13 protein-coding genes are annotated in these 15,212 nt (G+C 65.3%); 4 read left to right on the top strand and 9 right to left on the bottom strand.

The genetic code is table 11. The features are described 5' to 3' along the window. Window positions 1–58 precede the first annotated feature (58 nt). Window positions 59–1,705 carry a globin-coupled sensor protein gene (locus tag BMX07_RS16260; RefSeq protein ID WP_090619583.1) on the bottom strand — a complete coding sequence of 549 codons (1,647 nt, stop codon included), beginning with the start codon at window positions 1,703–1,705 and terminating at the stop codon, window positions 59–61. Window positions 1,706–1,861: 156 nt separating this feature from the next. Between BMX07_RS16260 and BMX07_RS16265 the strand changes: the two genes are divergently transcribed. Further along, window positions 1,862–3,745: a PINc/VapC family ATPase gene (locus tag BMX07_RS16265; RefSeq protein WP_090619586.1), complete on the top strand. Its 1,884-nt coding sequence runs from the start codon at window positions 1,862–1,864 to the stop codon at window positions 3,743–3,745. Between the two features lie 213 nt (window positions 3,746–3,958). After that, window positions 3,959–5,455 carry a hypothetical protein gene (locus BMX07_RS16270; RefSeq protein WP_090619589.1) on the top strand — a complete coding sequence of 499 codons (1,497 nt, stop codon included), beginning with the start codon at window positions 3,959–3,961 and terminating at the stop codon, window positions 5,453–5,455. A 214-nt stretch (window positions 5,456–5,669) separates the two neighbouring features. On the opposite strand, the gene BMX07_RS16275 is transcribed toward BMX07_RS16270, so the two are convergent. From BMX07_RS16275 to BMX07_RS16290, 4 genes are all read right to left on the bottom strand, one after another. After that, window positions 5,670–6,731 carry a Brp/Blh family beta-carotene 15,15'-dioxygenase gene (locus tag BMX07_RS16275; protein ID WP_090619591.1) on the bottom strand — a complete coding sequence of 354 codons (1,062 nt, stop codon included), beginning with the start codon at window positions 6,729–6,731 and terminating at the stop codon, window positions 5,670–5,672. After that, window positions 6,721–7,503 (bottom strand): lycopene cyclase domain-containing protein, encoded by a 783-nt coding sequence (locus tag BMX07_RS16280; protein WP_090619971.1) that lies wholly within the window; start codon window positions 7,501–7,503, stop codon window positions 6,721–6,723. Before BMX07_RS16280 ends, BMX07_RS16275 begins: the two co-directional genes overlap by 11 nt. 215 nt (window positions 7,504–7,718) lie before the next feature. After that, on the bottom strand, window positions 7,719–8,594 hold the full coding sequence (locus tag BMX07_RS16285; RefSeq protein WP_090619594.1) for a bacteriorhodopsin: 876 nt from the start codon (window positions 8,592–8,594) through the stop codon (window positions 7,719–7,721). A 220-nt stretch (window positions 8,595–8,814) separates the two neighbouring features. Then, window positions 8,815–9,540, bottom strand: a complete 726-nt coding sequence (locus BMX07_RS16290) for a bacteriorhodopsin (protein WP_090619596.1) — start codon at window positions 9,538–9,540, stop codon at window positions 8,815–8,817. Between the two features lie 167 nt (window positions 9,541–9,707). On the opposite strand from BMX07_RS16290, the gene BMX07_RS16295 reads away from it, so the two are divergent. Together BMX07_RS16295 and BMX07_RS16300 are read left to right on the top strand one after the other, a co-directional pair. Beyond that, window positions 9,708–10,334, top strand: coding sequence for a hypothetical protein (locus tag BMX07_RS16295; RefSeq protein WP_090619599.1), 627 nt, complete (start codon window positions 9,708–9,710; stop codon window positions 10,332–10,334). A gap of 204 nt (window positions 10,335–10,538) precedes the next feature. After that, window positions 10,539–11,450, top strand: coding sequence for an NAD+ synthase (locus tag BMX07_RS16300; RefSeq protein WP_090619601.1), 912 nt, complete (start codon window positions 10,539–10,541; stop codon window positions 11,448–11,450). A gap of 51 nt (window positions 11,451–11,501) precedes the next feature. Here BMX07_RS16300 and BMX07_RS16305 read toward each other — a convergent pair whose 3' ends face one another. From BMX07_RS16305 to BMX07_RS16320, 4 genes are all read right to left on the bottom strand, one after another. Continuing rightward, a complete protein-coding gene (locus tag BMX07_RS16305; protein WP_090619974.1) occupies window positions 11,502–11,912 on the bottom strand; it encodes a hypothetical protein in 411 nt (136 codons plus the stop codon). Window positions 11,913–11,957: 45 nt separating this feature from the next. Then, window positions 11,958–12,254, bottom strand: coding sequence for a MarR family transcriptional regulator (locus BMX07_RS16310; protein WP_006186143.1), 297 nt, complete (start codon window positions 12,252–12,254; stop codon window positions 11,958–11,960). A 377-nt stretch (window positions 12,255–12,631) separates the two neighbouring features. Further along, on the bottom strand, window positions 12,632–13,816 hold the full coding sequence (locus tag BMX07_RS16315; RefSeq protein ID WP_090619978.1) for a DUF5305 domain-containing protein: 1,185 nt from the start codon (window positions 13,814–13,816) through the stop codon (window positions 12,632–12,634). A gap of 165 nt (window positions 13,817–13,981) precedes the next feature. Beyond that, window positions 13,982–15,163 carry a signal peptidase I gene (locus BMX07_RS16320; protein ID WP_090619604.1) on the bottom strand — a complete coding sequence of 394 codons (1,182 nt, stop codon included), beginning with the start codon at window positions 15,161–15,163 and terminating at the stop codon, window positions 13,982–13,984. Between the last annotated feature and the right edge of the window lie 49 nt (window positions 15,164–15,212).

Raw genomic sequence — 15,212 nt, forward strand, 5'->3', positions numbered from 1 at the left:
CGACGTATCGGGGGCCGCGATATTCAGTCCGTCGGCGGTCGGTCGGCGACGGGGCCGATCAGCCGAGCCGCTCGTAGACCGGGGGGTCGTCGGTGGGCTCGTCGTCGGTCAGCCGCGCGACCGACTCGCGGACCTCGCGGAGACTGGCCGTCTGCTGTTGGCTCGCCGCCGCGACCGACTCCGCAGCGCTCGCGACCGTATCGGCCGACTGCGAGAGATCCTCGAGCGTCTCGGCCGTCACCTCGACGCCGCGGGCCTGCTGGTCGGCGGCGGTCGCCACGTCTTCCATGCCCGACGCGGTCTCTCGAGCCGAGTCGTGAATCGCCTCGAGCGAGTCGACCGTCTCCCGAACGCGGTCCGTCCCGGCATCGACGCGAGCCACCGTCTCCTCGGTCGTTTCGACCGTGGCTGCAGCGTCCTCTCGGACCGCTTCGACGGCGGTTTCGATCTCGGCGAGGTCGGCTTTCGTCTGTCTGGCGAACGAGCGCACTTCGTTCGCGATGACGCTCATCGTCTCGCTGCCGTTGCCGTCCGATCGCGAGGATTCGATCTTGGCGTTCGCTGCCAGCACCGACGTCCGCTCCGCGAGGTCGTCCAGCCGGTCGACGACGTCGTCGATTTCGTCGGTCCGATCGGCCAGGGAGTCGGCGGCGTCGGCGACGCGGTCGGTCGCCGCTTCGATCGCCTCGAGTTCGTCCAGGGCGTCGTCGGCCGCGTCGACGCCCGACGCGGCGAGTCGCTCGGTGCGGTCGCTCTCCTCGCGGACCTCGTCGGCGACGCTCGCGACCTCCTCGACGGCGGCGCTCATGTCGTTGAGTTCGCCCGCAGCCCGCGTGATTCCGGCCGCCTGCGATTCGGTGTGGTCGCTGATCGCCTCGGCGCGTCGCGCGACGACCTCGCTCGAGTCGTGGAGTTCGGCGATCGGCCCCTGCACGTCGTCTTCGACCTCGCGAGCGAGTCGCTTCCGGCGTTCGATGGAATCCTCGAGCCGCTGCGCGTAGGAGTCGACGTACGTGTCGGTCGCGATCTGCATGTCGAGGTTGATGATCCGTAACAGCGAGAGGACGTCCATCATCCCGTCGTCGATGGTGCGGCGAACCGTGGCTTCGAACGACTCCTCGAGACCGTCCTCGTCGCTCTCGGTTCCGCCGCCGATCCCCAGTGCACCGGCGAGCCGCTCGAGGCTGCCGTCTTCCACCTCGGCGTCGCGGTCGTCGACCCACTCCTCGATGGCATCGATGACCCGTTGCTGGATCCGTTCGTTCAGCCGTGACAGGATCAGGTCGTAGTAGACGCCGTACTGTCCGATGTACTGTTTCAGGGGCATGTCCAGTAGCTCGTGGAGCTTCCCGATCCGCGCCCGATTCTCGAAGAACTCCCGATCGTACTCCCCGGCCGCGAGCGAGACGAGATACGCCTGCTGCGTTTGTTTGAGGGCGTCGACGTCTTTCGGCGATCGGTCGACGATCGCCCGGGTCTGTTCGTAGCGCAATACGTTCTCGTAGAAGTCGTCGGCGATCGTCTCCGCGTTGGCCCGGACCAGCGGCTGGAGGTCCGACAGCCGTCGTTCATCCACCTCATCGAAGCCGATGAACTCCTTTCGCCAGGCAATTTCGTCCTCGTCGAGTCCGATGCGGTCGACGAGGTCGTCGACATCGAGAAAGCCGTTGAGGCCCCCGCGACCGAACGTCTGCTGCGGTTGCATGTGGGAAACGTGTTCGGCCGCTCAATTACCTTTCGTGAGTATTCCCGCCGAATAGGAATACAGGAGTCAACACACGGCGTGCGATGTGCGGGCTGCAAACGGCTCCCGTGGCGCTGCTGTGAACACCCTTATAGGCGTACGTGAACCAGTTTACGTATGAACGTCGTGCCGGATACGAGCGTGGTCATCGACGGCCGCGTCTCGGCGACTATCGAAGACGGGCAGTTCGAGGGAGCGACGATCTGCGTGCCCGAGGCGGTCGTCGCGGAACTCGAGGCGCAGGCGAACGACGGGATCGACAGCGGCTGGGATGGCCTCGAAGAGCTCCAGCGGCTGGCCGACCTCGCCGACGACGGGGTCGTCGAGCTCGAGTACGTCGGGGAGCGGCCCAACGCCATCGAGCGGGGCCACGCCTCCGAGGGTGAGATCGACGCCGTGATCCGGGACCTCGCGGAGGAGCTGGACGCGACCTTCATCACCAGCGACGTCGTCCAGTCGGAGGTCGCGCAGGCGAAGGGGCTCGACGTCGAGTACGTCTCCCCGGAGGTCCGCGACATCGGCACGCTGGCCGTCGAGGAGTTCTTCGACGATCAGACGATGAGCGTCCACCTCAAGGCCGACGCCGTGCCGAAGGCCAAACGCGGCGCACTCGGCGAGATGCGTTACGAGACGATCGCCGACGACCCCATCGACGAGGCGACGATGGACGAGTACGCCCGCGAGATCGTCGAGGGTGCCAAGGAGGCCTCCGGCGGCTTCATCGAGCTGTCGGAGCCGGGGATGAACATCGTCCAGTTCCGCGATTATCGGATCGCCATCGGCCGCCCGCCGTTCTCGGACGGCATCGAGATCACCGCCGTCCGGCCGATCGCCCAGACCGACATGGAGGACTACGAGCACGCCGACGAACTGAAAGAGCGGCTGCTCGAACGCCAGCGCGGCGTCCTCATTTCGGGTGCGCCCGGGGCCGGGAAGTCGACCTTCGCGCAGGCGGTCGCCCGCTACATCTCCGATCACGACTACTCGGTCAAGACCATGGAGAAACCGCGAGACCTGCAGGTCGGGCCCGACATCACCCAGTATACGGAGTTGGGCGGCGAGATGGCCAAGACGGCCGACGCCCTGCTGATGGTCCGGCCGGACTACACGATCTACGACGAGGTCCGAAAGACCGACGACTTCGAGGTCTTCGCGGACATGCGGCTGGCCGGCGTCGGCATGATCGGCGTCGTCCACGCGACGCGACCGATCGACGCCCTCCAGCGGCTCGTGGGACGGGTCGAACTCGGGATGATCCCGCAGGTCGTCGACACCGTCGTCTACATCGAAGCCGGCGAGGTCGAGACGGTCTACGACGTCAAGACCGAGGTCAAGGTCCCCGCCGGCCTCACCGAGGAGGACCTCGCTCGGCCGGTCATTCAGGTCACGAACTTCCAGACCGGCGAGCCCGAGTACGAGATCTACACTTTCAACCGACAGGTCGTCACCGTCCCGCTGAAAGACGAGGAGGGTGGCCCGGCCAACGAGTCCGGCGTCGACCGCATCGCCAAACAGGAGATCGAGCGCGAGATCCGCTCGATCGCCCGCGGCTACGTCGACGTCGAACTCAAGAGCCAGGACAAAGCCGTCGTCTACGTCGAAGACGACGACATCTCGAGCGTCATCGGGAAGGGCGGCGGCCGCATCACCGACGTCGAGAACCGGCTGGGGATCGATATCGACGTGCGCACGCACGACGAGAACCCCAACTACGGCGCGGGCGGGGGTGCCGGCGGCGCGAGCGCGAACGGCGGTGGCGGCGGTTCCGGCGGATCGCAAGCCGGCCAGATGGTCCAGCCCGAGATCACCTCACGACACATCGTCATTCCCGTCGACGGCAACCACGGCGAGACCGTCGAGGTCCAGGCCGCTGGCGACTACCTCTTCACCGCGACGGTAAGCCGCGGCGGCGAAATCCAGGTGTCGCGCGGGAGCGCGATCGCGGAGGAACTCGAGCGGGCGATCGACCGCAAGGACCCGGTGACGGTCGTCCCGTCGTAAAGAATCGACCCGCGAACGAACGGAGTGAGTGAGCGGCGTTTTGCGGGTCGTTACGAGTAGTACGAGAGTAGCGGTCTCGCGGACCGGGCGAGCGGCACGGAATCCGCGTGCGCAGACGAAGTGAGTGATGACTCAGCAAGCAAAGCGTTCTCGGAGCGTATTTCGACGAGCATTTACGCAATGCTTTTACATTTAATGTGATACATTTATCGCATGACGCGTTGTCGCCGTCGACGGTTGCTGACAGCAACAAGTTCCCTCCTTCCGCTCGGAATCGCGGGCTGTCTGACGAACGAGACGGACGAATCGGGTCCCGACAAGAAACCGGACAGTGATGAGGAGTCGTTGTCCTCAGCCCTCGCCGATCCCCTGTCACTGCTTCCGGAACGTATCGGCGACGTGGAGAGCGTTCACGCAGTAACACCGAGCGTATTCGATGGTGTCACAGCGGTACAGACAGCCGTGAACTACCAGTACTTCGCACCGGTTGACGAACTCTCGGCCATCGATTGGCTCGTCGAGATCACCCCGGTCGACGGTCTCCCGATCCGAGTAGTGACCGGCGAGATCTCCACCGACTCCTATACGGACGACCAGCACGTCAGCGATCGAAACGGCCTGTCACTGTACGAACTCGACACCGCCGGACCCGGTGTTCGGACCGCTGCATTCACTGACGGGTTCATGATACACAGCAGCAACGAACAGGCCATCGAAACGGTCGTCGACGCTGCCGGCCGTGAGGACACGGACACCCTGCTCGCGACGCATCCCGAACTCGAGCAAGGGCTGGCAAGGCTCGGCGGATACGACAGCCGGTGGGTGGAACCCGCGACACGAGACATAGCCGAACCGCTCGGTATCGACACCGACACCGCCGTGACCATCGGCAAGGGGAAGCGACTACTGGACGACGATCGCCTCGAGCGGCATTATTTCGTGCAGGTAACGGACGAGTCCATCATCACGACCGACTTCAAAGACCGGTTCGAATCGACGATCCGACAGAGCGATGGGATCGAGGGCCGCCCGACCGTTCGCTCCGATGGGGCAGTGGTCTCCGCTGACACCACTATCGATCTCGCTGACCGCCGGCGCGCTCGTACACACGACAGTCCGGATCTCGGTTCAGAGAGCCGATACGATGCCAGCGCCGAACGGTTCGTCATTCCGATCGTTCGCGGCGACCAAACGCCCGTCGAGGAACTCACACTCAAGGTCGACGGCGCTCCGTACGATCCGGAGATTTGGGCTGACGGTGAGGAAACGATCGAGGAAGGCGACGAAATCTTCGTTCGGAAGGCGGACTCCGAGCCGTTGATGGAGATCAGGCTCGTCCACGACCGGGACACGAACGGCAGTCCAGAACGGACCGTGCTAAACGCTCTCACGTTCGAGTACGACTACGACGAGGAGTCACGCTCGCTGCAGATAACGTACGCCGACGAGTTCCCGTTGGACAGCGCACATGTGTACGGTGGCGTCTACATCGCACCGGAGTGGAAACAACGGGAGCGGATCGTCGACGCGGTGGGCTCGAAGCGAGAATCCGGGCCGAAACCGGACCGGACGATACAGCCGTGGAGCGAGACGGAGATCACTGACGGTGCCACAGCGACGATCGAGAACATCAACCCGGGCGACACGGTCGCAATCGGGTGGAGCAGTGTCCAGGAGACGAGTCTCGATGCGTTCACCGTACCGGAATAAAGCGACGCGACGCCGGATTCGGTCAACTATAGTAGCCAGATCAGGTATCGCCTAAGAGCGCGGTCGCGGAGGAACTCGAGTGGGCGATCGACCGCAAGGACCCGGTGACGGTCGTCCCGTCGTAGACGATCGATCCGCGAGCGAACGACGTGAGCGAGCGGCTTTTCCGTGCAGATTTTTCGAGGAGTGGTGCGCGAGCGGCCGCTACCACGACTCAGAGCGACCAGATCCCCGCTTCCCGATCGAGCAGGGAGACCACGACGACGTGCGGAAGCGTCAGCACGGCGATCCCGACCAGATAGACCGCGAGGACGTCGGCGACGGTCGCGGGCGTCCGCGGGACGGCGATCCAGATACCGACGAGGACGACCAGCGCGGCGACGGTCAACGGCGCCGCGTCGTGGGCGAAGCGGGAAACGGCGGTCCGGATCGCCCCGCGCTCGAGGGCCGCGCTGGCGACGGGGTCCACGAGCATCGTTCTGAGGACGTGCCGGAGGGAGTGCCAGAAACAGAAGTAGAGACCGATCGCGAGAATCGGCGGCACGGTGGCGAAGTAGCAGACGAGACCCAGCGTCTCCGCGGCGTCGACGAGCCACGGCCACCGCTCGCCGGGGCTCGTTCGATGGACTCCGAGGAGGACCGAGAGCGCGATCAGGGACCCGAACCCGATCGTCACGGCCGTCCGAACCGCCGGTTCGAAGAGCGGGTCGAGCGCGGTCGCCGCGCCGGGGTCGAACAATCCGACGAGCGTCTCGGCGACGAACGCGTACTGCGCCGGGAAGGCGACCAACGGGACGAGCATCGGGAGGCCGCCCCTGACGAGGAGGGCGAGCAGCCGGCTGGCCCGCGTCTCGAGGTGGTCGGCACCGACGAACTCGAGGAGCGCGTAGACGTCACCCTGCCCCCAGTGGACGAGCGTGACGAGGACGAACAGGACGAACGCGGCGACGGGCGCGAGAAACCAGACGACGGCGTAGGCGCACCCGAGGAGCAGGTAGAGGACGCCGACGAACGCGAGCGATCGCGGCGTCACCGGGTCGTCTCGGACCCGCGGTAACACGAGGTGGTCGACGGCGCCGTGGGGGAGTCCGAGAACGAGGACGCTGAGCGCCAGCGGCACGTACTGGTAGACGAGCGGCGGCGAACCGAACGCGATCGTCGCCACGGCGGCGACGGCGAGCAGCGAGCCGAAGCCGAGGCTCAGCCGAGCGGCCCGCGATCGGCTCTCGGCGCTCGCTCGGCCATCGGCGCGCCGATCGGTCGTATCACCGGTCATCGGAACTCGTCGGGAACTGCGGAGACGCGCTCGTCCACGCCGAAACGCCGTCGATTCGATCGAGCACCCAGATGTACATGGTGATCCCCTGGACGACGAAGAGAGTGGTTACGAGGAAGAACAGCGCCTCTTCGATCGGAAGCCCGAGGAGCGCGTATCCGGTGGTGTGCGCGTCGGAGATGACCCAGACGCCGAGTTCGATCGCAATCCGATCGACCAGCCAGAGGTACAGCGTCGGGACGGCGATCGCGACCAGTAGCGACCGGCGGGCGTCCCACAGGAACGTCGACCCGAACCCCCACTGGACGGCGAGGACCGGCCCGGCCCAGAGGAATAGCCAGCCCAGATAGTACGTCGCGGTGTCGCCGAGGAGCACCAGGCCGACGACGGCGATCGCCAGCCCGCCGGCGACGCCGAGCAGTCGGTGTGTGCGGGGAATCGCCAGCGACCGATCGGCGGTCGGTCTCACCTGAAACAGCCAGAGCGCGGTCAGTATCGGCTGGAGGACGAAGAAGAGGTACTCCTCGATCGGCGTGTGCCAGACGGTCGCGAGGACGGCACCCTCCCCGTACCACCAGACGCCGGCGGGGATGAGGCGGTTCGTAAACGGCGTCGTGTAGACGACGGCGAGGACGATCATGATGCCGAGTCCCGAGAGGGGGCGAACGCCCCACCAGGCGCGATCGCGCCGGAACGCGAGCCACCCCAGAATCAGGATTGGCGGCAGCAGGAAGGCGAGGTGGATGCCGAAGTACGTGAGCGGAACGGTCATGAGCGGGTCGACGGTCGCCGTCGGTACGCCGGCGGGAACCGGAATCGCCGTGAATGGGGGTACGAACGGGAGCCCAATAGCGCCGTGTCCATACTGGTTAGGGATGGTCGGGACGCTCGATCGAAGCCGGACGAAGACGGCCGAGAGACGGAACCCGGACGGGGACACCCTCGTCGGTCACGGATCGCCCGTGCATCGATCGGGGGTCGGGTCGATCAGTCGTCGCCCGGGACGAGTCCGGGCATGCTAGTGCCGTAGTCCGCCCCGCCGGTGATCACGTCGGGTTCGTCGGCGATGTAGAGCATGGCGACGAACGTCACGGCGTACTTCGTGATCATGTCGAGGATGCTGTATCCCCAGGAGGTGACAACGACGTCCAGAATGGCGAAGCCTTCGACGCCGAGCGCCCAGAGGATCGGGTAGCCGAACCAGCCGACGACGGTGAGGAGTTTCAGCGTCCGGAACAGATCGGCCGTTCCCGTCACCGACGCTTCGGCGGTCCAGTCGACGAGGATGATGTAGACGATCACGAAGAAAAAGATCGTTCCCAGGACGAACCACCACCACCGCAGCACCAGCGAGGACGTGGTCAGCGCGGCGGCCAGGCCGGTGACGCACATCGCGATCGTGAACGCGCAGGCCGTGAGGATCTTCGTCCAGTTCGACCCGGCGATCATCCCGAGCGCGATCAGGATGAACGGGGTCGAGAACGTCCACGTGAGGTATCGACCCCACATCGTCAGGACGCCGTCCTGGCCGGCCGTCGTCGCACCCGCGGCCGGGTGGCCCGGCGGCATCTCGACGATCCCCAGAGTCAGCCCCGACGTGAGCCCGCTGTAACTCGAGATCGAAACGACCGAGATCAGCATCAGCGTCATCGCGATCGCCTTCGACCGGGGGTCCGTCAGGTTTCGCCCGAGGTAGGCGATTCCGAGGATGGTGATCCCCGCGAGGGCGATGTTGACGACGAACGACAGCGCGAGCAGGGTGTTGTCACCACCGAAGACGTACTCGAATAGTTCCCGGTCCGTCGCGACGTTCTGCAGGACGGCGTTCTGGGCGCGGAAACCGAGGTCGTGGACTGACTGCATGAACGGGGATCGCTTCACTACCGCGACATATAAACGAGTGTCCGTCTCGTTCCAGATACTCACGAGCAGTGATCGGAATCGCGTCGGGGGCTCCGCTAGCGCGTCGATCGTGGGCGCCGTCCGTCGGGTACTCGCGTTCGGACCGGCAAACGAAATCGATCGCGGATCGGCTGCGAGACGAGCGTCGCGAAGCCGATCGACGGGAGTCGATGCAGCGTCCTCAGGCCGGCGCAGCCGTCGGCGTCGCGACCCGCTCCAGGACGGAGCGGCTCTGGAGCAGGATCACTCCGAATCCGACCTTCGCCGAGAGGTCGAGCACCATGAACGCGGCGGTTTCCCAGTACAGCGGGAGGATGCCGAACGTCCCCTCCGTGCCAAGGATCCAAATCACCGGGTAGAGGAGCCACAGCAGGATGACCAGGTTGCGGAGTCTCCCGAACAGCGACGCGACTTCGGGGGACTGACTGCGCGCGTTCTCGGAGAGCGTCCCGACGAGGACGTACAGCAGGGTGAGCAGAGCGCCGGTGCTGATCGCCCACCAGGCGATCCGGGTGCCCGTGGTGGACGCGAACGCCGCGATCGCGCCGGTCCCGATCATGAAGATGTCGAGTCCGATCAGCGTCGCGATCGTGTTTCGGTTCGCCCCGGCCAGCAGCGCGAGGTCGAGCAGCAGCAGCGGCGTCGTGAACAGCCAGTCGGCGTACCGCGCCCAGTAAACCGTGAGCGCCTCGTCGCCGACCATGACTTCGGTGACGCCGAAGCCGGTCGCCATCGCGAAGTACATCGCAGCGGCGATGGTCGTGATGAAGATCGTGATGATGTAGAACTCCTGCATCTTCTGGTCGCGAACGCCACGTCCGCGCCCGACGAAGTACAGGGTTCCGAGGGTCATGCCGATCGTGCCGATCCACAGCCATATGGATTCCGGGCCAACTGTTGCGGCCATGGTGGTTGCTAGGGAGGGGGGAATACATACTGCTTGAGCCTAACGGAAATAATCTCCATCGTTGCGTGTATGTCCAGTAATTTGACGCGGGGAGTGAAACCGCAGCGTATTTTGGGACGTTCTGTGTCCGGTCGGATACCCCGATCGCCAAGCGCCTCCCACAACCGATGACTTCGACTGATCCGAACGATCCGATCGCGGACGCACTCCTCGGCGAATCGACGTACGAACGACTCAGAGTAGAGCGATACGCGCTGGTCAAGCGCCGAATTCCGCAAAAGCTCGTCTACCAGAGCGGCCTGCTGTTCGCGCTCGCGCTCGTCGTTCCGATCGTCGCCACGTATCCGTCGTCGGTGCAAGCGGCGTTTCCGGGCAGCGATCCGCTGTGGTCGTCACCGCTCGTCCTCTGGGTCGGAGTCTACGCCGGCGGCATTGAATTGGGGACTGCAACCTGTCTCGTCGCGGTGGCGGTCACGCGCCGGCGGTACGAACCCCGCCTATCGGAGTCGCAGGTACACGCGCTACTGAACGTCGAGGACGTCGCGTCGATGTTCGGACTGGCGACCGGCGGCTTCGCGATCCTGATCACGGTCGGGTTCTTCCTGCTCGGCCACGCCGGCGTCGAGACCCTCACCGCCGTCGTCGAATCCGCGCCGCGAAATCCCTACGAACAGACCGGCGTCTCGGTACCCGTGATCGGCGTCGGTGCCGCGGCGGCGATCAGTTCCTGCGTCGTCTACGCCGTCGGCCGATACCTCTCCTCGAGCGAGCGATCGATCGGACGGACCCGGTGACGATCGATCCGGCCGACGGGAAGACTGCAACCGTACGGAAGGAGAGCGCGTGAGGATCGAAAGTGGACATATGATCACTCAACGTCGCAGAGGCCAGACCGTGCGTATCTTCGACACGGATAGAGCAACTAGGTGTTTAAGGATTAGCTTCATATACGAGACAACCGTTCAGATACTACGTGAACAACGGAGTGATACCAACGTATGAGCGTAGATAGGAAGACGTTCGTCTTCTCGGACGTGGCGCGCACGAACGGGGCGTTCGTCACGGATCGTCGCTCGCTCGAGGTCGTCCGCGAGCGGATCGTGGCAGCGATCCGGACCAGCGTCGCCGACGCCGGCGCGGACGGCGTCGTCGTGGCGATGAGCGGCGGCCTCGACTCGACGTTGACGACGGCGCTCGCGGTCGAAGCCGTGGGCAACGAGAACGTGCTCGGACTGGGGCTGCCCTGTCACAAGACGGATGCGGCCCACGTCAACGACGCCCGGACGCTCGCCGAGGGAATGGGGATCGATTACGAAGAGATTCAGTTGCGGCCGCTTCTCGAGGCCTTCGAGGGGACGGTGGCGAGCGAACTCGAGTCGGAATCGACGTCGGACGCGAGCGGCCGACCCGACGAGCGTACCCACGCGGTCGGGAACGCGGTCGCGCGCCTGCGGATGGTCACCGCCTACTACGCGGCGAACCGCCAGTCGCGTCTCGTGATCGGGACCGCGAACCGTTCGGAGCGACTGCTGGGGTACTTCACCAAGTACGGGGACGGCGCGGCCGACGTCTATCCGCTCGGCGACTGCTACAAGACGGAGGTCCGGGCACTCGCGAAACACATCGGGATTCCCCGCCGCATCATCGGCAAAGAGCCGACGGCGGGATTCTGGGCGACCCAGACCGACGCCGACGAACTCGGCGCGCGATACGACGTGATCGACCCACTGTTGTACCGACTCGTGGAAAACGACCTCCCGATCGAGGACGCGGTCGCCGATCTCCGGATCGACCGCGAGACGGCACGCGAAATCGAGTCCCTGTACGAAGCGACCACACACAAGCGATCCACACCGCCGACGCCGGGAATCCCCGATCGGGGCGACGACGGAACGGACTCACTCCGGTGACCTCGGCGACCCACGGCCGCGACAGCTCCGGTCCCCTCGCCTATCGACGGTTCAACGACCGGACTCCGCCGTGTACAGTCCCGGATTTCGCCACCAGAACACCCCCCACGACAGGAGGAAGCCGGCACCCATCGCCACCACGTCCTGTACGAAACTGGGAATTCCAAACCCGACGATCGCCACGAGCGCGATCGCCGACCCCAGCGCAGCCCCCGTCGCGACGAACAGGACATCGCCGACGATTCGCGCCCGCGAGTGGGTCCAGTACTGCTGTCGGTCCTCGTCGTACCAGACGCCGACGTAGATCAGCACCGGTGCCATCGTCGTGATGACCGTGATCGATCGGTACGCGTCGGGAAAGACGGCCGGCACCAGAAACAGGTTGAGTATGTTCGCAGTCAGGGCCGCCAGAAACAGGCCGACCAGCAGCCAGCCCCATCGCGGTAACCGCGTTTTATCCATACCGGAGACGGCCTCCACTGGAAAATAATACTGCCGCTTGTTCGGTTACTCCGCGCAGCAGGCGTCTTTCTTCGGGGACTCCTCGACGCCGCCGTTTCCGTCGGCCGCGACCGGTTCCTCGAGTCGATAGAGGCTCTGCCGAGCGTCCGCAAAGTAGATGTCCTCGTCGACGATCCCGATCTCCTCGAGCCGCTCGAGCGCGTATCGTACCGTCCGGGCCGAGAGCATCGATTCCTCGACGATCTGTTTCTGCGTCAGCGGCCCGTCGTACTCGAGAACCTTGAAGACGAGTTTCGCGCTCGGTGGCAAGTCTTCGATCTCCTCCCCGTCGGTCTCTGCCATATTACGAATCGAAAGGCCCCAGCAGTATAAAAGTTGAGCCTTACCCGGAGTATAATCGTGATAGATTGCGAGCTTATACGGTCGGAAAAGTGGTTGCTGGACCTGCAAACGGAGGCGGTTCGAGTGATTCGGCCGACCGAGGACGACCAGTCGGAACCGACGATAGTCGAGTCGTCGAATCTATTCGGTCACACGAGTTCGAATCGGGGCCGAATTCACGGGCAGCGGACAGGTTCGGGGAGTACTCCTCCCGGCCGTCCGGTGCCGTCGGCACGCACTCACTGACCCAGTTCGTACCGCTGTCCCTTCCTGGTCGCGAACGGGTATCGGCTGCGAGAAGGGTTCCGCGCGGCGACCGCACACTCGGGACGACGAGCCTACAGCTGTTCCCAGACCGCTTCGTCGTCCTCGAACCCGTCCGGATCGTCGGGGGACGCGAACTCGTCGCTCGGATCGAGTCCGGAGAGCTCGTCGGCCGACAGCTCCCCGTCGCCGTCGATGACGGCCGACTGCTCCTCCAGGTCCATCTCCGGCCAGGCGGTCTCCTCCCAGAGGCCGCGATCGCTGTAGTAGTAGACGACGCCGTCGTTGACGACCGCGAACAGCCCCCGTTGGTCGTCGTGGACGACGCGCTCGTTGGTGTCGATCGCGACGTCGACGACGTCCTCGAGCGTATCGAGCGAGACGTGGTAGTCGCCGATCCACATCGGGATCGAGCCCCGCGAGATCCACTCGGCGTACCGCTGTTCGTGGACGGCCCGGCGAGCGGCTTCGATGTCGGTGGGCGACCGGCGAGCGACGAGCGCCGCTCCGGCCAGCGAGAGCGTCCCGAGCACCGACAGTCCGCCGACGAGCGCCGGACTCCGGGACTCCGTCGTCCGCTCGGTCCCGCTCCGATGGCTGTCCGAGGCCGAATTGGACAGCGAGCCGTCCAGCCAGTAGGCCTCCTCCGTGATCTCTACCGGCGCCGAACTCGTGAGCGTCCCCTGATGGCGTCCGGTGTCGTACTCGACGCGAAGCACCATCGTGAGCGTGACCGACCCGATTCCGCTCACCTCCCGCTCGAGGTGGCGCTGTCGCTGCCGGTAGGATTCCATATCGATCGTCGCCTCCGAGGTCGCGACGCCATTCTCGACCGACGGCGTGTCGCGAAGCACCCGGTGGGTCTCGTTCCAGAACGAGGCGTCGTCGCGAGTCGCTTCGAAGCGGAGCAGGAGTTCGTGGCTGACGTTTCCTTCCTCGATCGGCGTCCCACCGGTTTCGTTTCGCAGCCTCGTCACGGGCGCGACCGTCAGTTCCGGCGAGGCGTTCAGCACGTAGACGGAGCTGTCGGTGAGCCGCTCGCCCTCGGTCCAGAGCGTCCCGTTTTCGGTGACGAGGGCGCTCGTGTGTGTGTCGGTCGTGACGCGCTCCTCGCCGAACCGAGGCGTGGTCGTCGTCTCGGGGTTCGCGACGGCCCAGCCGGTCGCGGCGATCGCGAGCACGCCGACGACGACGAGCGCGATCGCGATCGCCCGCCCCTGCTTCGCGAGCAGTAACTCGAGACGCGGACTATCGATCATCCGGTATCCCCCGAACCCTGCTCCCCCACCCGAACGCACCCGCTGGCCGAACCATTCGTTTCCGAACGAGTCGGTCATCGGGACAATTCATGTGCGACTGGACGAAATCGACCACAATAAGGGTAGTGGCCCGATCGATACCGTTCGGGTCGAGACCGGCGACGATTACTCTCGGTTTCGAAACCAGTTCCGAAGCTTCCGCTCGAGTCGGGTCGAGAACGGGACGTGTGCACCCGCGGACCGAAACCGGATATCCCCGCTGCCGAAGATCGCGAGAACGATCGCGACGGCCACACCGACGATGACGCCGTTCACCGCCGCGATGGCGGCGAGCGGGTGGACGCCATGCAGCCAGACCAGGACCGACGGCGGCAACACGGCGAGATAGCGATACTCGCCGAGGTGGCGCGTGTAACTGCCCGTCTCCTCGGGTGCCGACAGCGTCACCGTCGTCTCGCCGCGGTCGCGTATCCCGACCGTCTGTCGGTCGGGATCGGTCTCAATGCCACCGCTCTCGGGTTCGTGAACGACGACGATGGGGAGGTAGCCGGCGTTATCGACGGTCCGGGTCAGTTCGGTCGTCGCTCCGGGCGCGACGATCTGGGGGTTGTCGTCGGGCGTTTCCGTGCTGACGAGTTCGTACTCGGATGTCCCCGACGGAACGACCATCGCCGCGGTCGCGAACGTGACGAATACGAGCAAGACGAGCGCGAGTGCGGTCCAGAACGCGATCACGTTGTCGCGCGACCGCGACCGGGTCACGTCGCGCCGCGCGGGGCCGAGCCGCTCGACCAGCGTTCCGAACCCGAGCATGGCGACGCCGACCGCGACCAACATGGAGCCGAGGCCGTTCGAGGACGCGGTGGACGTCAACCCGAACGCCGACGCGATCGTCCCGTACGCTCGCGCTGTGAACTGCTGTACACCCATAATGGCGGTTCCGAGATGAGGAACGGTGACGACCTCGCCGTGTATCTGCAGGGCTTCGGCGACGATCTGCCCGTCCGTGACGTGGGGCTCGCCGCCGTCCTGATCGGTAAACGGATTCGCGTCGCCTTTCGTCACGTACCCTTCATCCGTCTCGTCGACCACGCGGTGTGTCGTCAGTCCGCCGCCGTGGAGGTCCCGCGCCTGAAACACGACGACGTCACCCTCCTCGACCGGTCCCGTAACCGCGCTGGGAATCGCGACGAACCCGTCTCCGGCGTCCATCGTCGGCTCCATACTCCCGGTCGCGACGTACCCAAGCAGAATCGGCTGGCCGAGGAGTTGCCCGACGAGCAGGAGGATCACGACCAGGGCAACGACGAGCGCGACACTCCGCTTGACGAGCGCGGTCGCGGTCATCGGTCGATTGAAAGGACGATCATGGCTGACTGACAGTTCGACTGGGATA

The organism is Natrinema salaciae (assembly GCF_900110865.1).
Taxonomy (GTDB): Archaea; Halobacteriota; Halobacteria; order Halobacteriales; family Natrialbaceae; genus Natrinema; species Natrinema salaciae.

Coding starts and splice junctions, on each gene's coding strand:
- BMX07_RS16260 (WP_090619583.1), bottom strand. CDS start 1,705: ATGCAACCGCAGCAGACGTTCGGTCGCGGGGGCCTCAACGGCTTTCTC.
- BMX07_RS16265 (WP_090619586.1), top strand. CDS start 1,862: ATGAACGTCGTGCCGGATACGAGCGTGGTCATCGACGGCCGCGTCTCG.
- BMX07_RS16275 (WP_090619591.1), bottom strand. CDS start 6,731: ATGACCGGTGATACGACCGATCGGCGCGCCGATGGCCGAGCGAGCGCC.
- BMX07_RS16320 (WP_090619604.1), bottom strand. CDS start 15,163: ATGACCGCGACCGCGCTCGTCAAGCGGAGTGTCGCGCTCGTCGTTGCC.
- BMX07_RS16295 (WP_090619599.1), top strand. CDS start 9,708: ATGACTTCGACTGATCCGAACGATCCGATCGCGGACGCACTCCTCGGC.
- BMX07_RS16270 (WP_090619589.1), top strand. CDS start 3,959: ATGACGCGTTGTCGCCGTCGACGGTTGCTGACAGCAACAAGTTCCCTC.
- BMX07_RS16290 (WP_090619596.1), bottom strand. CDS start 9,540: ATGGCCGCAACAGTTGGCCCGGAATCCATATGGCTGTGGATCGGCACG.
- BMX07_RS16315 (WP_090619978.1), bottom strand. CDS start 13,816: ATGATCGATAGTCCGCGTCTCGAGTTACTGCTCGCGAAGCAGGGGCGG.
- BMX07_RS16285 (WP_090619594.1), bottom strand. CDS start 8,594: ATGCAGTCAGTCCACGACCTCGGTTTCCGCGCCCAGAACGCCGTCCTG.
- BMX07_RS16300 (WP_090619601.1), top strand. CDS start 10,539: ATGAGCGTAGATAGGAAGACGTTCGTCTTCTCGGACGTGGCGCGCACG.
- BMX07_RS16305 (WP_090619974.1), bottom strand. CDS start 11,912: ATGGATAAAACGCGGTTACCGCGATGGGGCTGGCTGCTGGTCGGCCTG.
- BMX07_RS16280 (WP_090619971.1), bottom strand. CDS start 7,503: ATGACCGTTCCGCTCACGTACTTCGGCATCCACCTCGCCTTCCTGCTG.
- BMX07_RS16310 (WP_006186143.1), bottom strand. CDS start 12,254: ATGGCAGAGACCGACGGGGAGGAGATCGAAGACTTGCCACCGAGCGCG.